We start from the raw sequence: 19,382 nt of genomic DNA on the forward strand, positions 1-19,382 counted from the left end.
ATTATATAAGAGTAATTCAAATTGGGGTTTTTTATGTTTGCTATTTTCAGAGAGGAAAAAGAAATTTTGACTTATTCAATTGTTTTTGTTGATATAAAAATAATACTGAATATGGCAAAGTGAAAAACTGGGTAGTAAACATTTATTTTTGTAACTGATTGTGCACGGATTCACAATCTTGCTTTTTCATGCTTTTCTGCATGAGAGGAGAAAGGCTACCCTTTCCAAAAAAATCAGCACACTGCTTATAGTAAAGGAGAATCGGATATGCCAGAAACAATCGATCAAACAAATGCATCTGTCAGCCAAGGCCAACGCGATCTTATTGATCAGCTGCTAAAACCTGAAGTTCAAGAATCACTGACTGTTTTAGTGGATCAGCTACCAAAACTGACTGAGTTAGTAAATATTTTAACGAAGTCTTATGATTTTGCACAGTCTGTAGCGACAGACGAAGTATTGAAGAGCGATACAGTGGGTGCGCTTACAGAAATTCTTGAGCCTGTGAAAGAAACAGCGAAAGACATTGCGGCTACTGCGATCGAAGCAAAAGACCGCGCGGATGCAAGCAATGACACGATCGGACTTTTCGGCCTGCTGCGCATGCTGAAAGATCCTCAAGCGCAAAAGCTGTTCCGTTTTGCTAACAGCTATCTTGAAATCATGAACGAAAAACAAAAATAATCTCAGATTCAAATTGATATAAAGGACGGAGGATATACGATGTCAAAACATATTGTCATTTTAGGCGCTGGTTACGGCGGAGTTCTTTCTGCTTTAACCGTTCGCAAACATTACAGTAAAGATGAAGCACGCGTAACCGTTGTGAACAAATACCCGACTCACCAAATTATTACGGAACTGCACCGCCTTGCAGCCGGCAACGTGTCTGAACAGGCTGTTGCTATGCCGCTTGAAAAACTTCTTAAAGGAAAAGACGTTGACATTAAAATCGCAGAAGTCAATTCTTTCTCAGTTGATAAAAAAGAAGTCGCCCTTTCTGACGGTTCTAAGCTGACTTATGACGCGCTTGTTGTCGGACTTGGTTCAGTTACGGCTTATTTCGGCATTCCTGGACTCGAAGAAAACAGCATGGTGCTCAAATCTGCTGCGGATGCCAACAAAGTATACAAACACGTGGAAGACCGTGTGCGTGAATACTCTAAAACGAAAAACGAAGCTGATGCAACGATTCTTATCGGCGGCGGCGGCTTAACAGGCGTTGAGCTTGTCGGTGAGCTTGCTGACATCATGCCGAACCTTACGAAAAAATACGGTGTAGACCATAAAGAAATCAAACTGAAACTAGTTGAAGCAGGTCCGAAAATTCTTCCTGTTCTTCCTGATGATCTTATCGAACGCGCGACAAAAAGCCTTGAAAAACGCGGCGTTGAGTTCTTAACAGGTCTTCCTGTTACAAACGTGGAAGGAAACGTCATTGATCTGAAAGACGGTTCAAAAGTCGTTGCCAACACATTTGTATGGACAGGCGGCGTACAAGGCAACCCGTTAGTCGGCGAATCAGGTCTTGAAGTGAACCGCGGCCGCGCGACTGTTAATGATTTCTTACAATCTACTTCTCACGAAGATGTATTTGTTGTCGGAGACAGCGCAGTATACTTTGCGCCGGACGGCCGTCCATACCCGCCTACAGCGCAAATCGCATGGCAGATGGGTGAACTTGTCGGTTACAACCTGTTCGCTTACTTAGAAGGAAAAACGCTTGAAACATTCAAGCCTGTAAACTCTGGTACGCTTGCAAGTCTCGGACGTAAAGACGCGGTTGCCATCATCGGAGCGAACTCTACTCCGCTGAAAGGTCTTCCGGCATCTTTAATGAAAGAAGCAAGTAACGTACGTTATTTAACACATATCAAAGGATTATTCAGCCTGGCTTACTAATCCTTCAAATGACACTGCCGACTTTCTCGGCAGTGTTTTTTTATGTCTGAATGTTAACGTGAACAGTCAGCACCGCGGCTGATGCGCTGAATTTCTGTCTTCCGTCATCCGTCATCAGTGTTTCTTTCAGGCATCAGGCTGATCAATACCGGCTATATCCCGAATACATCTCAGACGAAAGACACGTTTTAGGCTCCTTTTGCTGTGCGCCATGCTGATTATCGGTATGACAGATAAGCTGACAGACAGGCAGCATGCCGAGCCCGTTCAGGACTTACATCATGCAAAACCTCAACTTTAGTGATTTTATGGACTGTCCGTTAATGGTACAATAGAAATAAATGACAGTATACAGGGAGAAAGGAAAACCGATGGTAACCATAAAAGATATCGCAAAACTCGCCAACGTATCCCACACAACGGTATCCCGGGCACTGAACGGCAGCCCCTACATTAAAGAGCATACAAAACAGAAGATATTAGAGCTCGCTTCACAGCTGAATTACACACCGAATGTAAATGCAAAAAGCCTTGCCATGCAAAAGTCCCATACGATCGGACTGTTTTTTACAAGCATCACAAACGGAACTTCACACAGCTTTTTTTCCGATACCATCAAAGGGGTAAACCGCACAATCAGCGAGGATTACAATTTGTTCGTCCGCGCTATTGACGACCTGAAAAGCTTTGAAACCATTACGCCCATGAGATATGACGGAATCATCTTAATGAGCCAAAGCGACAGTGATAATTCCTTTATTTATCATATCCGTGAGAAAAACATCCCGCTCGTCGTGCTGAACCGGGACATTGATGACCGGAGCTTCACGAATATCCTGTCAAACGATAAAGAAGGCTCCAGACAGGCGGTCGACTGCCTGATCGCAAACGGACACAGAAATATCGCGATCATTGAGGGAAAAGAAGGATTCAGGTCAACTTCTCAGCGGAAAGAAGGCTATTTGTCATCTTTAATTGATCATGCTATTCCGATTAAGCAAGAATACAGTGTAAAAGGCAACTACGATATGGAGAGCGGCAGTCAGGCGATGGAAAAACTCTTGGCGCTTCAATCACCGCCTACCGCTGTTTTTTGTTCAAATGATGATATGGCGATCGGAGCGATGAACGCCATTTTCGCCAAAGGTCTGAACGTTCCCGAAGACATATCCGTCATTGGGTTTGATGACATCGGCATTTCACAATACATGACGCCGAGACTTTCGACCGTAAAACGCCCGGTTGAAAAAATCAGTATCCTCGGCGCAGAGAAGATTCTGGCGCTTATCGCTGATCCGAATACGGCGGCGGGAAAAATATATGAAAACACTGAGGTGATAATAAGAGATTCAATCAAAAAACTCACATAAACTGCCCCGTCTGAATATCCGGGTTTTTTGCACAAAAAAATGTTAACGTGTGCATAAATACAGCAGGAGGCGGACAACTTGCGGCAGATACATTCAATATCCTGAAAAAGTCCTTCAGCTCGGTGAAGGCAATTTCTTGCGGGCTTTATCAGTCCGGCAGATCGATCAATTGAATCAATTGACGGACTTTAACGAGAAGCATAGCCGCCGTACAGCCGAGAGGCTATGAGAAAATCAAATATTAAAATGAGCAGGACGGTATCTACGCTTCTTTTGCAGGGAATAAAGGACGGAAAACCGGCTGTAGAACTCATGATTGTCAAATCCATCAGCCGCGGCATTGATCTTTTATCTGATTATGATTCATTTAAACGGCTGGCAGCACATTACATTGGAAGAGGCTTTATACATCATTCAAGCGGCAAGCGCAGAATTCACCAATAATAAAAAATGATTTCCGGGAGCTTGCGATTTTTAAGTCCGGTGTGACGTTATAAGAGAAAAGGCGATCCGTGAAAGGGTTGCTTTTTTATTTTGGAAATGAATTGTGAAAGTGGGATGTGCGAAAATGCAGGCAGAGGAAAAATGTTACTGCATACTTGATTAAGTTATAATTTGGAATGACGCTGTAAAGAGCAATCAAAACGGAATGGTTTTTAATAGCGACATTTTTTCTGCTGCAATGAACCTCGTAACGTTTCATTTCTGGTAATGAAAATGTCCGGTCGCAATCGTCTTATCTTTTTCCCAGACTAATAGGCATATTTGAAAAAATAGAATGTAAATGGAGGGTGATTTGACATGGATCAGGTTATTTTTGGGATTTCAATGCTCGCTTTAGGAGTTACACTGGTGACATTTTTCGGAATGATTTTGAATGACGGATTAAGAGGAGTATTAAACTTCTCAAGAAAACCCGTAAAATTTATGACCGGATCATTTCTGGTATACATTGTCGCGTTTGCTGTTTATATTTTAATAAGTGTAAGGTGATATCGAAAAATAAAAAAGCGTTCCTGTAAAGGACGCTTTTTTTATATTAATTTTATTCCGCTGATCAAAATAATCGCCGCCATTACAAACTGCAGCGGGCGCGGAGAGAATTTCGGCGAAAAGAAGCTGCCGAGGAGCACACCCGGTACGGAGCCGAGCAGAAGATTCAATACGAGCAGGTAATCGACGCTGCCGAAGCTTGCGTTTAACAGACCTGCGGCCGTTACGAGCAAAAAGGCATGTGCGATATCCGTTCCCACCACTTCTGCAGTTTTCATTCTGAACAGGTACAGCATGGCGATCGCGAATAATGAGCCGGATCCGATAGATGTCAGGCCGACGATGAAACCGAAAATGACGCCGATCAGTATCATAAGTGTCCGTTTTTCTTCAAGCGTTTTTTGCTGCCAGCGGTTCGGCCGCAGTTTTTTATCGAAAAAAAGGCGGGCGATAATGGAAATGGCGACAAGAGTCAGCACGTAGCCGAGCGCCTGTTTGATAATCTGCTCCTGATGCTGGTGAAAAGCGGGAAACAGGTGAAGAATGCCGATGGCGGCTGTTGCGCTGGGAATACTTCCGAGCGCCAAGTAGCCGACAAGTTTAAAATGAACGGTGCGCTGCTTCCAATGAGAAACGACACCGAACAGTTTGGTGATGGAGTTATATAAAAGGTCCGTGCCGACGGCAATTGACGGGTTGATTCCCAAAACGATCAGTAAAGGAGTCAAAAGCGCCGCTCCTCCCACACCCGTCAATCCGACCAGCGTTCCGACAATGAACCCCATAAACACAATGCTTACAGTCATCTGTGTGCCCCCTGAATAATCCTACTATTTTTATCAGATTATATATGATTAAGGGGCGATTATCAATTAAATTTTCGGAAAATTTTATACAGAACAAAAAAATCCGCCAGCCTGCTGTTATTTCGCAGACCGGCGGATGGCAGGATTATGATTTTTGCTGATAAAACGGAAGTTCCGTGTGGCCCATTTCTCTTACATACACGAAAAGATTGCCTTTATGATGAATTTCATGTTCCATCGCAAGCTGAAGGAGAGCGGAGCCGGTAATTTTTCTGCCGAAAGAGGCAGTCAGGTCAATTTCGCGGTTCAGCTGCTCTTCAGTCAGCTGTGACAGGATGTCTGTCGTTTTTTCAGTACATGCTTCCGCCAGTTTGACGAGGTCTGTTTCCGCTTCTTCTTTCGGCTTGTTCTGGATGGCTGATCCGTCTCCGTCTTTAATGACGTTTGCAAACATGAGAAAAGAATAAACGATGTGTTTTACAAGTTCCTGAGCGGACATTGATGTCTCTGCCGGCTTGTAATCGTAATGTTCGCGGCTGATTTTTTCCGCCAGCTCAATCGTCACGTTTCGATGTGACAGAAAGTGGCTGACCAATTGATTTTGTGCTGTCATGTGAAAACCCCCATTTGATCAAGAATTAAAATGATGCAAGGATATGCTATATCAACGGCACGGAAGAAACAAGCAATAAGCTCTTGATGAAGATAAATCGTTGCGGATTTCCGAAATTCGACAATTGCGGTCTTTTTGCGTTCTTCTTTTTCTAGCAAATATGATAAAATATGACATATCTCGGTCATTCCAAAAGGGGGGATTAATTGAGGATGAAGCAGACTATTCCGTCCTCTTTTGTCGGGCTCAAAATTAATGAATGGTATACCCATATCCGGCAGTTTCACGTCCTTGAGGCGGAGCGCGTCAAACGTGAAGTAGAGAGAGAGATCGAGGATATGGAAGAAGATCAGGATCTGCTGCTGTATTATTCATTAATGGAATTCAGACACCGCGTCATGCTGGATTACATTAAGCCCTTAAAGGAGGACCCTTCTCAGCCTGAGTTTTCAGAATTATTGGAAGACATTGAAGGCAGCCAGTATAAGCTGACAGGACTGCTTGATTACTATTTTAATTTTTTTCGAGGAATGTATGAATTTAAACAGAAGATGTTCCTAAACGCCATGATGTATTACAAACGGGCTGAAAAAAAACTTGCACTCGTTTCTGATGACATCGAGAAAGCTGAGTTTGCTTTTAAAATGGCCGAGATATTTTACAACCTGAAACAAACCTACGTCTCCATGAGTTATGCCGTACAAGCCCTTGAAACGTACCAATCGTATGAGACGTACAACGTCCGCAGAATCCAATGTGAATTCGTTATTGCAGGGAATTATGATGACATGCAGTATCCAGAAAGAGCATTGCCCCACTTAGAACTTGCTTTAGATCTTGCGAAACAAGAAGGCAATCCCCGTCTTATTAGTTCAGCCTTATATAATCTCGGAAACTGCTATGAAAAAATGGGAGACCTCTCTAAAGCAGCCGAATATTTTGAGACATCCGTTTCCATTTGCAAGTCAGAAAAGTTCGATAATCTTCCGCATTCTATTTACTCATTAACACAGGTCCTTTATAAACAGAACACCACTGCCGAAGCAGAGAAGCAATACCGCCTCGGGCTTAGTATCGCCCGCGAATACAATGATGAATTGTTTGTCAAGCTGTTTCAATTTTTACATGCGTTATATGGCAAGATGGATAACGCATGCGTCAGGCATACCTTTGAGTTTCTGGAGGAACACATGCTGTATCCGTATGTTGAAGAATTGGCGCATGACGCTGCCAAATTTTACATGGAGCATGGACAGCCTGAAAAAGCGCTCACGTTTTATGAAAAAATGGTGCACGCCCAAAAACAAATCCAGAGAGGAGATTGTCTATATGAAATCTAAACTGTTGTCAGGATTGCTGCTTGTTGCTGTCGGGTTCAGCTTTACACAGGGAATCGGCCAGGAAAGCCATTTGGAAAACCAAGCGGACGGCACATTTCATATTGCCGCGCGCAACCAAACATAAGTAAAGACCCTTCTTAGGAAGGGTCTTTTTTTTGCCTAAGCACAAACATTCCACTTTTATCCGATTGCGGGGGCTATATACTCAAGGCGTCTGTCCTACGAATGCCACCTATTTATGAAAAAGGCATAAGGAGAGATGAAGAGTGGGGATTGAAGTGAAAAAACGGCTCGTATCGGCTGATAAATATGCGTTAAAATGTCCGAATCCAATGACGCCGGAGTATATTACCATCCATAACACGGCAAACGACGCATCCGCCGCCAATGAAATCAGCTATATGACGGGGAACAGCGAATCAACGAGCTATCATTTTGCAGTCGATGACAAAGAAGTGATTCAGGGCATTCCGCTGGACCGGAATGCCTGGCATTCGGGAGACGGCACAAACGGCACCGGAAACCGGAAGTCGATTGCAATAGAAATCTGTTACAGCAAGTCAGGCGGCGAACGGTACAGAGCCGCAGAAGAACTGGCGATTGAGTTTGCCGCTCAGCTTCTGAAGGAGCGGGGCTGGGGGATTGACAGAATCAGAAAGCACCAGGATTGGAACGGAAAGTACTGCCCGCACCGCATTTTGTCTGAAGGCCGCTGGGATGAAGTGAAGGCGAAAATTGAAAAGAAATTAAACGGCAGTATGCCGGCGAAAAAGGCCGCCGTTTCTTCGTCGGTATCTGAATATCATGTGAAAAAAGGCGACACCTTGTCGGAGATTGCCGCATCACACGGTGTCAGTGTAAAATCGCTGCAAAGCTTAAACCATATCACCGACCCGAATCACATTACAGTCGGGCAGGTGATCAAGCTGTCTCAGACGGGATCTTCCTCAAAAAGTCAGGCTGCGTCTTCCTATCCGCTCCCGTCCGGAGTGATTAAAGTGACAAACCCGCTGACGAAAGGGACAAACGTGAAACAAGTGCAAAACGCTTTATCCGCCCTTTATTTTTATCCTGATAAAGGCGCAAAACATCACGGGGTTGACGGCGTTTACGGTCCGAAAACGGCAAATGCTGTAAAACGTTTTCAATCCGTCAGCGGTTTAACGGCAGACGGAATTTACGGCCCGAAAACGAAGGCAAAAATCGAGGAAAAGCTGTAATCAATAAAACGGAAGCTCCCCGGGCTTCCGTTTTTCTTACATACAAACTGCGGCAAGAGCCTTTTGAATATCATAAATGCTTTCATCTTTTTTAAACTGCTTTGAGACAGCGGGAATTTCCGCGCCGGAAATCCAAATTTTCAGCTCTGAATCTAAGTCAAAGCGGCCGGCGGTTTCTACGCTGAATCTGGAAATGCTTTTGTACGGAATGGATTGAATCTCTGTTTTCTTACCCGTAAGTCCCTGTTTATCAACAAGAATAAGACGCTTATCCGTAAAAACAATGATATCGCGGACGAGTTTAAACGCGGCGTTGACATTCTCACCTTCCAGCAGAATACGGGTCAGTTCTTCTTTTGCTTCAGCCGTCGATATTGTCGACGCATTACCCAGCAATCCATTGATAAACCCCATGATAGATCCCCCCTGATACGTATTCTTTCAAATCATACTATAAAAAGGTTTTCATTCCTAGATGAGTAGAGTAAACTGGTGCTGACTGAAAAAGGAGAGCATGTTAAACATGAAAGATCGATATGACAGTTTCGCAGCTCTTTCCGCTGCTGAATCGGAATACAGAATTATCTATGAAGAAAATGAGGGAAGTGAACGTATCGTCCTCGCTCCCCACGGCGGCAGAATTGAGCCCGGTGTCAGTGAGCTGGTGCGGGCATTTTCTGACCAAAGCTCAATTTACTTATTTGAAGGCACAAAGCAGTGCGGCAACCGTTCCCTCCACTTGACAAGCACACGCTTTGATGAACCGCTGGCTTTAGAAAAAGTGACCGCCCATCATTATGCATTGGCTTTTCATGGGTACCATGATCGGGAAACGGCAAATACACTCGTCGGGGGCGCGGATCTGGAAAAAGCCAGACTGATTTGTGATCTGCTGCGTGAAGCGGGTTTTAGCGCCGAGCTGACGGACATGAACAATCGGCTGGCAGGTGTAAACCCCGGGAATATTGTGAATCGGACAAAAAGGAAAATGGGGCTGCAATTGGAAGTAAGTACGGCACAGAGAAATGCGCTGTTCAGCAATTTTGGCTGCCGGGGAGAAGAATACACGCCAACGGATCTGTTTTTTCGGTATGTAGATGCCGTCAAACTCGGTTTTTATGATAAATGAACAGGGTTCACTGGGTCTGTGGGGAGCAAGAAGTGCTTGGCTGGCAGCACGGTGAGAACAGCTTCATAATGCAAAAACCTTTCCTCCGATGTCAAAATGATGACATTCTGCCGGCTGCGTTTTCAGCCGGCAGAGAATCGCTAGTTTTCAATAAAATACGGCGATTTTTCTTCAGCGGCATGCAAGTGTGTCTGCCTGCCTTCGTAATACACATTCGGCCGCTTGTCGGATAGCAGACAAGTGAGCCGCTTCTGAAATTGAATACCTGCTTTACGCCGTTCAAACAGCTCAAGCCTTTTTTCCGCAAATGACGCCGTCACCCGGAAAGCGGCTGCGATTAAAATGACGGCGTGGTTCCTCCGCTGAGGAAGCTCCATGTTTAACAGCATAAAGGTCGGTACACAGAAGTGGTACATAAAATGGTTGGCCTGGAATTCCTGCAGTTCCCTGAACAGCTTGTTCATGTGGAAATGGTTCCCGGTATGCTTCAGCACATGGCACAGTTCGTGTGCAAAATCCTCCCATTGTTCCTCAGGTGACTTTCTTTGGTTCAGGACGATGCTGTACATGCCGTCCCGCTTCAGCATCATGCTGTGCGTATCTTCAAAATGAATCCAAATGTCAAGCTCCTTGGCAATCGTTTGCATATCAATATGGAGGGGGGCGGTCATTCCCATGCGGCAATATAAGTTTTTGACGTATTCCTCAAGATGTGTTAAAAAATCGCCCAATTGAATACACCCTTTCGAACATATGTTCTTTTTTAAGCGAGAAAGAAAAGCCCTGATCGGACTTTGAATCTATTCCCTTTTCTTTCAAAAATAAACATTCAGATATTATATCGGCTGAACGTTAAGCATTTTAAGGAAAAGAGCGAATTATTTATGTTTCGGCCTGCGGTTTTTCTCTTTTTCTTTTAAATAATTAATGAATTCAATGGCCTGCTGTTTGCTTTCCGGTGAAAAGTCCTGCATGTCCCGATATGCGATCTGCAGGTCGGGATCGGCAAACATGTCCTCATCTGAAGGTTCTTTTCCGGTTAACAAATAATCCGTCGACACTTTGAAATAATCCGCAAGCTTTTGCAGCGTTTCATAATCGGGTTCAGATCGGCCGTTTTCATAATGAGAATATCTGGCGCGCGAGACACCGATATGATTTGCGACTTCTTCCTGCGTTTTTTTTCCTCTGAGACTTTTCAATCTTCCGCCTATCATCCGAACGACCTCTCTTTTTTCAACACCCTAAGTTACTTATCATTATAGATACAAAATGTATCAAAATAAAGCGATGATAAAAAAAGTATCAAAAAGGTCTTGATGATACGAAAAGTATCGTTTATAATCAACATCACAGGGATACAAAATGTATCGAAAAATGATAAGAAATTGATCAGGAGGGTGAGAGATGCATCCGATTATCATCCGTTTCAGCAGCAATCCGGCTGACCAAAGAAGTTTAGGAAAAGCAGGCGGGTCGATATCTTTTACCGCTTGCGGACTTCCGGTGTTCCGATTTGATAACCGATTGCAGTATGAACACTATATAAGTTTGAAGAAAAATGGAGATGTCCGTTATGAATCGTAAAAGCTACCCGTTTTTTATCTATTCCGGATTATTGAATTCTGAACATTATGACAAAATAGGTTCCGCTTTATGGCTGTTTTTATGGTTCATCAGTTCAACGACAAAGGAACACGTAAAAGACGGCGTCAAGTGGGGGCTTGTCCTCGGACATAAGCCAGTAAAAGCAAGAGAAATGGCCGATGTATTCGCAGTCAGTGAAAAAACCGTCAGGCGGTGGCTCGAGAGCTTGGAACAGCATGAATATATCAAAACCGTCCGCGCGCCTTACGGACTTATCATCTCCGTAAAACACTCGAAAAGATTCACGCAAAAAGGGACATTGCCCCGCCCGGAAGCAACTGACCGGACAATATCGGCAGATCACCGGGACAAAAATGTCCAGAGAGAAATAGATATAACAAAAAATCATACTGCTGAAGAAGCGATTACCGAAATTGCCGCCCATTTTATCAGATTAAGGTCTGCACAGGAGGGGCGGAGCGTATACCCGTCGCCAAGAGATTATCAGGCCATCGCCCGTATTGTTTCCCTCGGTGCGTCAGCACAAGAAGCAATCAAATGGCTCGGCGAATGCTTTACAGCTTTTGAACAGCGGCGCACCTCTTCAGCTGAAACGATCAAGGCTTTCAGCTATTGCGCCAAGTTTATGGAGGACCGCTTGAATGCACGAATTGCGGGAAGGACAATCACAACAAAAAAAGAGAGGAATACGATACATGACAAAACGAACGATCGAGCAGATACTGGCCGACCTGAAAAACGGAAAACGTCCATTACTGGCGGACAGACCGGAAGAATCAGACGAAAGCCGCTTTGACTGTCCGCTCTGTAAGGATCAGGGCGGTTATCTCGAAAAACAGCTGGGAATGGATGTGTGGGTCAAGTGCCGCTGCGCCGCGGAACGAAAAGCAGAGCGCATCCTCAGCGCAAGTGAGATTACAGGCGCTTTTCGGAAGCTGGATTTCAAAGGATTTATTACGCAGGGCAAGCCTCAGGCGATCGTTGACGCATATGAATGCGCCCTTGAATTTGCTGACAACTTCGACAAGATTAAAAACTGCCGGAAAAACAGCATTGCCCTATTAGGGCGTCCGGGATCGGGGAAAACCCACCTTCTGACTGCTCTCAGCAATCATGTCATGAGACAGAAGCAGACACCGGTGCTGTATTTTCCTTTTGTGGAGGGATTTACAGATTTAAAAAATGATTTTGATCTGCTCGATACAAAACTGACCCGTATGAAACGGGCGGATGTGCTCTTTATTGACGATCTGTTCAAACCGCTGAACGGAAAACCCCGGGCGACCGATTGGCAGATTGAACAAATGTACGCCGTCGTGAATTACCGCTATTTAAATCATAAACCGCTTCTTATCTCGAGTGAGCTGGCGTGTGACGAGCTGGTGCAGGTTGATGAAGCATTGGGCACAAGAATGTATGAGATGTGCAGCGATTATTTAGTCATCATTAATGGAAACCCATACGAAGTCAACCACAGATTAGAGGGGGCGAGATAATGTGTAAACTGTGCGGGCCAAAGAAGGTCGTTGTGACGGAAACAAGTTTCGGCGCTGTCTTTCACCCTTGCCCGAACTGCAAAACAGGAACTGATTTAACGCCGGTCATTAAACGTCTTGAGCGAATGGTTCAAGACGCAAAAGCGAGGCTTGATGCACGTGTATAAATATATCAAATGGCTTTTTTGCCTGCTGTTCAGGGCGAAACGGATCGAAAAGCAAATTGAAGCATGGCATGAGGCTGATGGAAAGTGAGGATAAACATTGCAAGTAAACAACAGCCCCGCTCCATGGCGGGCCGTACACAGCGGAGAAGAAAAACCCATTTACATTTATTCTGCTTACAGCGAAGCGGAAAAAGAGAAATTTCCTTATTCAAACGGAAGGCTTATCGCGGCCGTTTTCAACTTAAGTTCATACTCACAGCGGATCAACGCGGCAATGATGGCGAAAGCCCCGGAACTTTTTGAGGCGGCCGAAACGGCTCTCCGCCTGCTCCGGGGAGAAAGTGCTGAAGAAAAAGAAGCATTCATAAATAATCTCGAAAGCCTCATACATGAAGTAAATATCCTGAAAAAGACGGAGGACGTAAAACATGAATCCTAAAAAACTGTCAGACATTGAACATACAACATTAAAAAGCCAGCTGGAAGAAGGCAAGGTGCGGGTGATTATTGTAGACGGGCTGAAGAATGAAGCCTGGCTCGCCGAGGCGCCGGAGCACGGCAAAACGCTTGTCGAAACGAGAAAAGGCGACCTGACCCGTGTCGAATATGAAATCGGCTTTAAATTGAATTAATCGAAAAAACAGAATACGTCCAAGACGGAAAGCCTGCGGACACTGATCAATCGCGCATATGCTGCGCATTGGTTGGTGTCCTTTTTTTGTCCGAAAAAGAGGAGGATCTATGATGGAAGACTTACTATTTGAATATAAACGCACGCTGAAAGAGACGAAAAAATGGTACAAGCAGCTGGGGGAAGCTGACGAAGCGGCTCTGACTTCAGAAGAACTGAAAGATAAAAAAATCATCAGAACGATCATTACAGATTTGGAATATGTCACCGAATGGCTTGAAAAAGGCCGGCAGCCCGGCATAAGAAGAGCAATAGACCGCAGAGACGCTTATCAAAGGATGCTGATTAAAGATCCTAGAATCATAGATACCTATTCACAGGCGCTGATGTTCGAACCTTCCGGGAATGTGACTGAAGAAGACAGAATCAGACTGCGGGAAGCATTAGCCGTTTTAACGGAAAGAGAAAAAGAAATACTGCTGCTCCACAAAGCGGAATGCTTTTCGTATGAACGGATCGCCGCATTGCTGAATGTAAAAAAATCAACCGTACAGACGACGGTCAAACGGGCGCTTCTAAAAATTCAAAAACAGCAGGAACAAAGAAATCAGTCGCCTGCTTAAAATGTTGTCATACGTTTGCCACTTAGAAGTGAACAGACAAATTACAAAAAAGCGGCCCGAAAGAAGCCGCTTTTTATTATAGACATCCATGTCGGAGGTGGCGGTGATGCCGTAGCATGAAAAACGCAAAAAGAGAACAGGCATTTACAATCTATCAGTCTCATAAAGGCCGCATCACAAATCGCGCCCTTGCCGGCAAATCAGGCGTATCCGCAAGAACGATCGGCAGATGGAAAAAAGAAGGGCGCTGGGACGAGGCGCTCGATAAGAACGCGGAAAGCGGCGGAAAAATCGCCCCGGCCGAAAGTGATGAGTTAAACGAACGGCAGCGGCTGTTTTGTCTTTATTATGTGAAAAGCTTTAACGCCACCCAATCTGCGATAAAAGCCGGGTATTCACCGGAAAGCGCGCATGTCACGGGAAGCAGGCTGTTAAAAAACGAAAAAGTCGCCAAAGAAATCAGCCGCATGAAAAAGGAAATGGTCAATAAAGTGTTTGTCGAAGCGATGGACGTTCTTCAAGTCTATGTGAAAATCGCTTTTGCCGACATTACCGATTATGTAACCTTCGGAAAAAAAGAGGTTCAGGCCTTCGGAAAATCAGGGCCGCTCTTTGACGAAAATGATAATCCGATTATGCAGGAGATCAGCTACGTTGACGTTAAAGATTCGAATCTGCTGGACGGAACGATCGTTACGGAGGCAAAACTCGGGAAAGAAGGCATTGCAATCAAGCTTGCCGACAAAATGAAAGCTCTTGAAAAGCTGTCTTTGTACTTTGACCTTTTCCCAGATCAATTTAAACAAAAAATTGAAAATGAAAAATTAAAGCTGGCGCAGCAGAAGCTGGAAAAATCAGAAGACAGCCAAAAGCCGATTGACATTGTCATTACGCGGAAAGAGGAACGGCCATGATTGAAAAAGCGGTCAACCCGCGCTTTGAAGATTATTTATTCAATTGGAATGAAACGTACCAATTTCTCGTCGGAGGCTATGGGTCGTCAAAAAGCTATCATACCGCGCTGAAAATCATCTTGAAGCTGCTTCGTGAAAAGCGGACGGCGCTTGTGGTGCGGGAAGTTTTCGATACGCACAGAGATTCTACCTTTGCCTTGTTTGAGGACATTATCGAAGAGCTTAAGCTGGGACATGCCGTAAAGGCCGTGTCTTCACCGATGCAGCTGAGATTTTCAAACGGAAGCCGGATTATGTTTAAGGGGATGGACAACCCGGCCAAATTGAAATCCATTCATCATATTTCTCTGATTTGGATTGAAGAATGCTCAGAAGTGAAATATGAAGGCTTTAAGGAGCTGATCGGCCGTCTGCGCCATCCCGAGCTTTCGCTTCATATGATATGCACCACAAATCCCGTCGGCACTTCCAATTGGACGTACCGGCATTTTTTTCGTGATGAGCAAAAAAAACGGTTCGTTTTAGATGATCAGATGCTGTATGAAAAAGGCACCGTCGTTAAGGGAGATACGTATTACCATCATTCCACAGCGTGCGACAATCTGTTTTTGCCGAAAAGCTATATTAAGCAGCTGGACAGCTTACGGCAATACGATCCCGATTTGTACCGGATCGCCCGCAAAGGACAGTTCGGCGTGAACGGCATCCGTGTATTTCCGCAATTTCAGGTCCTGGAGCACAACGAAGTAACAGAGAGGATTGCCGCCATCAGGCGCCCTCTGTTTCGGACGGGCATGGATTTCGGTTTTGAAGAGTCATACAATGCGGTCATCCGGCTTGCCGTCGATCCCGATCAAAAAGAGCTTTATATTTTCTGGGAGTATTACAAAAACAAAATGACCGATGACCAGACAGCTGAAGAGCTTCAGGAATTGGCGGATCAAAAAGAGCTGATCAAAGCGGATTCGGCCGAGCCGAAAAGCATCCAATATTTCCGCAGGCAGGGCTTTTGCATGGTCGCGGCCAAAAAATTTCCCGGCTCAAGGCTCCAGTATACGAAAAAGCTGAAACGGTTCAGACACATCTATTGCTCAGACAGCTGTGAAAATACGATCCGCGAATTGCAGAACTTAACATATGCGAAAAACAAAAACGGCGCTCTGTCGGAAGATGAGTTTTCAATTGATCCCCACACACTTTCAGCCATTTGGTACGCGCTGGATGATTATGACGCGGCGGATCTGAAAGAGTCATCGCAAAAACGGATGCGTCCGAATCGGGAAAGGAGGAGGTAAACGTTGCCCAACAATCAAAACGTTAGAGCCACCGTCATTAAATCAAAAATGGCCGCGCCGCAGGCAAGGCAGATGCACGAAGATCAATTTGCCGATCTGTACGGAGAAGATATCATTTCACCGCCCTATAATCTGATCGAGCTGAAAACGATCGCTGAATACTCGACCATTCTTCAGCAGTGCATCGACGCATACCGGGTCAATATTACGGGTTTTGGATTCGATGTGGAATATACCTTTGACGTAAATAGTTCAGATTGCTCCCCGGGCAAAAAGGCGCGGGCCGAAAAAAACTGGATGAAGCTGGAGAGCTTTTACAAATGTCTTCATTTTGATGAATCAGCTGAGACGATCCTTGGATATGCGATAGAAGACCGTGAAAAAACAGGCAACGGTTTTCTCGAGGTGCTCCGGGACGGGCTGGGAAAACCGGCGGGGATTGAATATCTGGATGTAAAGCATATGCGGGTATGCGGTGTGACTGATCCTGTTGAGGTCACGTTTTCCTATGAAGAAAACGGCGCATCCAAAACGATTAAAAGGCAAAAACGGTTCCGTAAATATGTTCAGATGCTGAACGGACGGAAAGTGTTTTTCAAGGAATACGGCGATCCCCGCATGATGGACATGAGAACCGGCGAATACGTAAAAACCCTGCCTGAAAAGTTCAGGGCAAATGAAGCCGTTCACTTGAAAATCGGAAGCGGAACGTACGGTATTCCGCGCTGGGTCGGCAATATCGTCAATCTGTACGGCGCCCGGAAAGCGGAAGAACTGAATTTTATGTATTTCAAACAGGGCCGTCACGTGCCGGCCGCCATTACGGTTGAAAACGGCATGCTGTCAGAAGCATCGTACAAAGAGCTTCACGATTATATGAATGACCTTGAAGGGGTGGAAAACGCCCACAAATTTCTGCTGATTGAGGCGGAAGGCATTGCGAAGGAAAAAGACCTTCACGGAGGCGAAGACATTACGCCTGTGTCTGTGGAAATTAAATCACTTGCGGAAATTCTGCAGGAGGATGCGCTGTTTCTTGAATATGACGACAAAAGCAGAAATAAACTCCGCTCCGCGTTTCGTCTCCCGCCGCTTTATACGGGCGAGGCGCAGGAATACAACAAAGCCACAGCCGATACGGCACGCAAAATCACGGAGGAGCAGGTGTTTCAGCCGGAGCGGAAAACGCTGATTAATAAGCTCAATACGTTATTTTTGCCTGAACTGGGGCTTCACGATGTACAGCTCACATTAAAAGGGCCTGATTTTCGCGATCCGCTTGAAATTGCGAAGGTGCTTACACCATTTATCTCCGCCGGTGCCGTTTCTCCTAATGATCTCCGTGATCTGGCCGGAAGAGTGCTCGGCAAAACGCTTGAGGAATGGCCGGAAGAGTACTACAGCCGGCCGGTGCTGAAAGGGAAAAAAGAGCAATCCTGAAAGGGGGTGAAAACATCTCGTGCCGAGAGAATTAAGAAATGCTGTCATCAGTTTTGTGAGCTATGTCGATAAAGCGGCGAACCAAACGGAATTTTTTTTCACAAAAGCAGCCGGCCTTCCGTCATTTGAAAAAAAGGTGCAGGTGTTTACAAAAAGCGAACCCGATGAGCAGAAGCTTGTCTACGGCATCGTTTACGAGCCGGATGTCCCGGATGCCCATGGCGATTATATGACGGCCGAAGAGATTGAAAAGGCCGCTCACGGTTTTTTGGCGGACGCCCGCAACATTGATACAAATCATAATTTTGAAGGCGGAACCGGCGAGGTGGTGGAGTCGTACGTCGCCCCGGATGACTTTGAAATCGGGAATGCTGTGATCCGGAAAGGATCTTGGGTGCTTGTCACCAAAGCCTCCGATGAAGTATGGGATCAGATTAAAGCAGGTGTCATTACAGGCTACAGCATGGCGGGAACCGCTGATGTTTACGAGGAGCCGGCGGAAAAGCAAGCCGGATTAATCGGCGCGGTCAAGCAATTTCTCGACCGTGACCGCAAATCAAGATACCGCAAGGGAGAGGACTTGAACAAGATGAGAAAAGATGATTTAAGAGAATCGATTGAACACGCGCTGCACCCGCTCTTAAAGCGGCTTGACAGTATGGAGCAAAATACGGAAGACAAAGACGGGGCGCCTGCACAGTCTGATGAAGAAAAACTGAAAACGCTTGTCGAGGACATGCTGGCGCCGATTATTAAACGCATCGAAGCGCTTGAAAAAGCAAGAGGCGCTTCAAAGCAGCCGGAAGAAGAGACGGGCGGCCAAGAACCTGTTAAAAAATCCATTTGGAGCGGACTGCTTTAAGCCCACTCAGAAGGAGGAACTGTTAGTGAGAAATCAAGATATCATCAGAAAGGCGGAAATGTCACTTTCCGCTTTAAAAAGCGGCGGTTTAATGAATCCCGCACAAGCTTCAGCATTTATCCGCATGGTGCAGAACACGCCGACCATTTTCAGCGAATCACGTGTGATTCAAATGGAAAACGACTCGCAGAAATTTGAAAAAATCGGTTTCGGCCAGCGTATTCTGCGTGCTGCTGAGGAAGGAAAAGCCTTAACGGACGATCAGCTGACCGTCCCGGCAACAAGTACGGTGCAGCTGAATACGAAAGAAGTCATTGCGGAAATTAACATCACCTATGACACGCTTGAAAACAACATTGAAAAAGACGGTCTGCAGCAGACAATCATGCAGATTTTAGCGGAGCGGGCGGCAGTTGATATTGAAGAGCTTGTCGTAAACGGCGATACATCTTCTTCTGATCCGTATTTGGCACAGCTTGACGGAATCCGTAAACAGACTGTGTCTCACGTCATCGACGGAAATGGGGAAGAACTGTCCAGAGCTACATTTAAAAAAGGTTTAAAAGCCATTCCGGCAAAATATTTACGCCTGCCTCAGGAATTCAGATTCTACACGTCTCAAGGCATGGAGATTGAATGGAAAGACCGTGTGGCTGACCGTCAGACCAATCTGGGGGATCTTGCGGTGCAGGGCGGTTTATCCTCAGCATTCGGCGTTCCGGTCAAAGGGGTTTCCAATCTGCAGCCGTACTCAGTCGGGGAAGGTGATTCCCAGTACGATGCGTCTGACATCATTTTGACTCACCCGAAAAATATCATTCTCGGTTTTTCACGGAATATCAGAATCGAAGTAGATAAAGATATCCGCAGCCGAAAATTTATTATCGTACTGACGGCTAAACTTGACAGCAAATTTGAAGAAGAAGATGCAAGCGCCAAAATCGTAAACGTTAAAGAATAAGCCGGGGGTGGC

25 protein-coding genes and 1 pseudogene are annotated in these 19,382 nt (G+C 45.4%); 21 read left to right on the forward strand and 5 right to left on the reverse strand.

The genetic code is table 11. The features are described from left to right. Window positions 1–267: 267 nt before the first annotated feature. The 5 genes and pseudogenes from ICW23_RS01830 to ICW23_RS01850 all read left to right on the forward strand — a co-directional run bounded on the left by ICW23_RS01830 (window position 268) and on the right by ICW23_RS01850 (window position 4,265). A complete protein-coding gene (locus tag ICW23_RS01830) occupies window positions 268–684 on the forward strand; it encodes a helical membrane plugin domain-containing protein (protein WP_016936474.1) in 417 nt (138 codons plus the stop codon). A gap of 39 nt (window positions 685–723) precedes the next feature. Then, window positions 724–1,902 carry an NAD(P)/FAD-dependent oxidoreductase gene (locus tag ICW23_RS01835; protein WP_016936473.1) on the forward strand — a complete coding sequence of 393 codons (1,179 nt, stop codon included), beginning with the start codon at window positions 724–726 and terminating at the stop codon, window positions 1,900–1,902. A 371-nt stretch (window positions 1,903–2,273) separates the two neighbouring features. Next, the gene (locus ICW23_RS01840) at window positions 2,274–3,272 is read left to right on the forward strand and encodes a LacI family DNA-binding transcriptional regulator (protein ID WP_016936472.1); all 999 of its coding nucleotides are present in this window, start codon (window positions 2,274–2,276) and stop codon (window positions 3,270–3,272) included. A gap of 49 nt (window positions 3,273–3,321) precedes the next feature. After that, window positions 3,322–3,656: pseudogene (locus ICW23_RS01845) on the forward strand (tagaturonate reductase); the annotation flags it as partial. A gap of 417 nt (window positions 3,657–4,073) precedes the next feature. Next, window positions 4,074–4,265, forward strand: coding sequence for a hypothetical protein (locus tag ICW23_RS01850; protein WP_064778311.1), 192 nt, complete (start codon window positions 4,074–4,076; stop codon window positions 4,263–4,265). Between the two features lie 41 nt (window positions 4,266–4,306). On the opposite strand, the gene ICW23_RS01855 is transcribed toward ICW23_RS01850, so the two are convergent. Together ICW23_RS01855 and ICW23_RS01860 are read right to left on the reverse strand one after the other, a co-directional pair. Next, window positions 4,307–5,071, reverse strand: a complete 765-nt coding sequence (locus ICW23_RS01855; RefSeq protein ID WP_047475431.1) for a sulfite exporter TauE/SafE family protein — start codon at window positions 5,069–5,071, stop codon at window positions 4,307–4,309. A 145-nt stretch (window positions 5,072–5,216) separates the two neighbouring features. Next, complete coding sequence (locus tag ICW23_RS01860; protein WP_016936470.1) at window positions 5,217–5,684, reverse strand: DinB family protein; 468 nt, start codon at window positions 5,682–5,684, stop codon at window positions 5,217–5,219. Window positions 5,685–5,890: 206 nt separating this feature from the next. Between ICW23_RS01860 and ICW23_RS01865 the strand changes: the two genes are divergently transcribed. The 3 genes from ICW23_RS01865 to ICW23_RS01875 all read left to right on the forward strand — a co-directional run bounded on the left by ICW23_RS01865 (window position 5,891) and on the right by ICW23_RS01875 (window position 8,244). Continuing rightward, entirely contained in the window at window positions 5,891–7,024 is a 1,134-nt protein-coding gene (locus ICW23_RS01865) for a response regulator aspartate phosphatase (protein ID WP_188153945.1), read from the forward strand. Beyond that, the gene (locus ICW23_RS01870) at window positions 7,014–7,148 is read left to right on the forward strand and encodes a PhrA family phosphatase inhibitor (RefSeq protein WP_188153946.1); all 135 of its coding nucleotides are present in this window, start codon (window positions 7,014–7,016) and stop codon (window positions 7,146–7,148) included. Before ICW23_RS01865 ends, ICW23_RS01870 begins: the two co-directional genes overlap by 11 nt. Before the next feature lie 142 nt (window positions 7,149–7,290). Then, window positions 7,291–8,244 carry an N-acetylmuramoyl-L-alanine amidase gene (locus ICW23_RS01875; RefSeq protein ID WP_188153947.1) on the forward strand — a complete coding sequence of 318 codons (954 nt, stop codon included), beginning with the start codon at window positions 7,291–7,293 and terminating at the stop codon, window positions 8,242–8,244. A 36-nt stretch (window positions 8,245–8,280) separates the two neighbouring features. On the opposite strand, the gene ICW23_RS01880 is transcribed toward ICW23_RS01875, so the two are convergent. Next, complete coding sequence (locus ICW23_RS01880) at window positions 8,281–8,658, reverse strand: PH domain-containing protein (protein ID WP_049628307.1); 378 nt, start codon at window positions 8,656–8,658, stop codon at window positions 8,281–8,283. Window positions 8,659–8,767: 109 nt separating this feature from the next. Here ICW23_RS01880 and ICW23_RS01885 point away from each other — a divergent pair, with 109 nt between their 5' ends. Then, complete coding sequence (locus ICW23_RS01885; RefSeq protein WP_064778314.1) at window positions 8,768–9,373, forward strand: poly-gamma-glutamate hydrolase family protein; 606 nt, start codon at window positions 8,768–8,770, stop codon at window positions 9,371–9,373. Window positions 9,374–9,513: 140 nt separating this feature from the next. Here the strand turns inward: ICW23_RS01885 and ICW23_RS01890 are convergent, their stop codons facing one another. Both ICW23_RS01890 and xre read right to left on the reverse strand, forming a co-directional pair. Further along, on the reverse strand, window positions 9,514–10,104 hold the full coding sequence (locus ICW23_RS01890) for an ImmA/IrrE family metallo-endopeptidase (protein WP_016936463.1): 591 nt from the start codon (window positions 10,102–10,104) through the stop codon (window positions 9,514–9,516). A 147-nt stretch (window positions 10,105–10,251) separates the two neighbouring features. Further along, window positions 10,252–10,590 carry an HTH-type transcriptional regulator Xre gene (gene xre / locus ICW23_RS01895; RefSeq protein ID WP_016936462.1) on the reverse strand — a complete coding sequence of 113 codons (339 nt, stop codon included), beginning with the start codon at window positions 10,588–10,590 and terminating at the stop codon, window positions 10,252–10,254. 190 nt (window positions 10,591–10,780) lie between these two features. On the opposite strand from xre, the gene ICW23_RS01900 reads away from it, so the two are divergent. The 12 genes from ICW23_RS01900 (at window position 10,781) to ICW23_RS01955 (ending at window position 19,370) form a co-directional block, all read left to right on the forward strand. Next, window positions 10,781–10,960, forward strand: coding sequence for a hypothetical protein (locus tag ICW23_RS01900; RefSeq protein WP_047475424.1), 180 nt, complete (start codon window positions 10,781–10,783; stop codon window positions 10,958–10,960). Further along, window positions 10,950–11,777, forward strand: a complete 828-nt coding sequence (locus tag ICW23_RS01905) for a hypothetical protein (RefSeq protein WP_016936460.1) — start codon at window positions 10,950–10,952, stop codon at window positions 11,775–11,777. The genes ICW23_RS01900 and ICW23_RS01905 overlap by 11 nt, the downstream gene beginning before the upstream one ends. Next, complete coding sequence (locus ICW23_RS01910; protein WP_016936459.1) at window positions 11,677–12,477, forward strand: ATP-binding protein; 801 nt, start codon at window positions 11,677–11,679, stop codon at window positions 12,475–12,477. The genes ICW23_RS01905 and ICW23_RS01910 overlap by 101 nt, the downstream gene beginning before the upstream one ends. After that, complete coding sequence (locus tag ICW23_RS01915; protein ID WP_016936458.1) at window positions 12,477–12,644, forward strand: hypothetical protein; 168 nt, start codon at window positions 12,477–12,479, stop codon at window positions 12,642–12,644. The genes ICW23_RS01910 and ICW23_RS01915 overlap by 1 nt, the downstream gene beginning before the upstream one ends. Before the next feature lie 97 nt (window positions 12,645–12,741). Continuing rightward, complete coding sequence (locus ICW23_RS01920) at window positions 12,742–13,083, forward strand: hypothetical protein (protein ID WP_016936456.1); 342 nt, start codon at window positions 12,742–12,744, stop codon at window positions 13,081–13,083. Beyond that, the gene (locus tag ICW23_RS01925) at window positions 13,073–13,276 is read left to right on the forward strand and encodes an XtrA/YqaO family protein (protein ID WP_016936455.1); all 204 of its coding nucleotides are present in this window, start codon (window positions 13,073–13,075) and stop codon (window positions 13,274–13,276) included. Before ICW23_RS01920 ends, ICW23_RS01925 begins: the two co-directional genes overlap by 11 nt. Window positions 13,277–13,388: 112 nt before the next feature. Continuing rightward, window positions 13,389–13,898, forward strand: coding sequence for a sigma-70 family RNA polymerase sigma factor (locus tag ICW23_RS01930; RefSeq protein WP_016936454.1), 510 nt, complete (start codon window positions 13,389–13,391; stop codon window positions 13,896–13,898). Between the two features lie 116 nt (window positions 13,899–14,014). Next, a complete protein-coding gene (locus ICW23_RS01935) occupies window positions 14,015–14,812 on the forward strand; it encodes a terminase small subunit (protein WP_016936453.1) in 798 nt (265 codons plus the stop codon). After that, window positions 14,809–16,107 carry a PBSX family phage terminase large subunit gene (locus ICW23_RS01940; protein ID WP_016936452.1) on the forward strand — a complete coding sequence of 433 codons (1,299 nt, stop codon included), beginning with the start codon at window positions 14,809–14,811 and terminating at the stop codon, window positions 16,105–16,107. The genes ICW23_RS01935 and ICW23_RS01940 overlap by 4 nt, the downstream gene beginning before the upstream one ends. 48 nt (window positions 16,108–16,155) lie before the next feature. Further along, window positions 16,156–17,547 carry a phage portal protein gene (locus ICW23_RS01945; protein ID WP_156133002.1) on the forward strand — a complete coding sequence of 464 codons (1,392 nt, stop codon included), beginning with the start codon at window positions 16,156–16,158 and terminating at the stop codon, window positions 17,545–17,547. A gap of 19 nt (window positions 17,548–17,566) precedes the next feature. Beyond that, entirely contained in the window at window positions 17,567–18,409 is an 843-nt protein-coding gene (locus ICW23_RS01950) for an XkdF-like putative serine protease domain-containing protein (protein WP_045925725.1), read from the forward strand. A gap of 25 nt (window positions 18,410–18,434) precedes the next feature. Then, a complete protein-coding gene (locus ICW23_RS01955; protein ID WP_007407274.1) occupies window positions 18,435–19,370 on the forward strand; it encodes a phage major capsid protein in 936 nt (311 codons plus the stop codon). Window positions 19,371–19,382: the final 12 nt, after the last annotated feature.

The organism is Bacillus sp. 1021, assembly GCF_014534735.1.
In the GTDB taxonomy this organism is placed as follows: domain Bacteria; phylum Bacillota; class Bacilli; order Bacillales; family Bacillaceae; genus Bacillus; species Bacillus siamensis.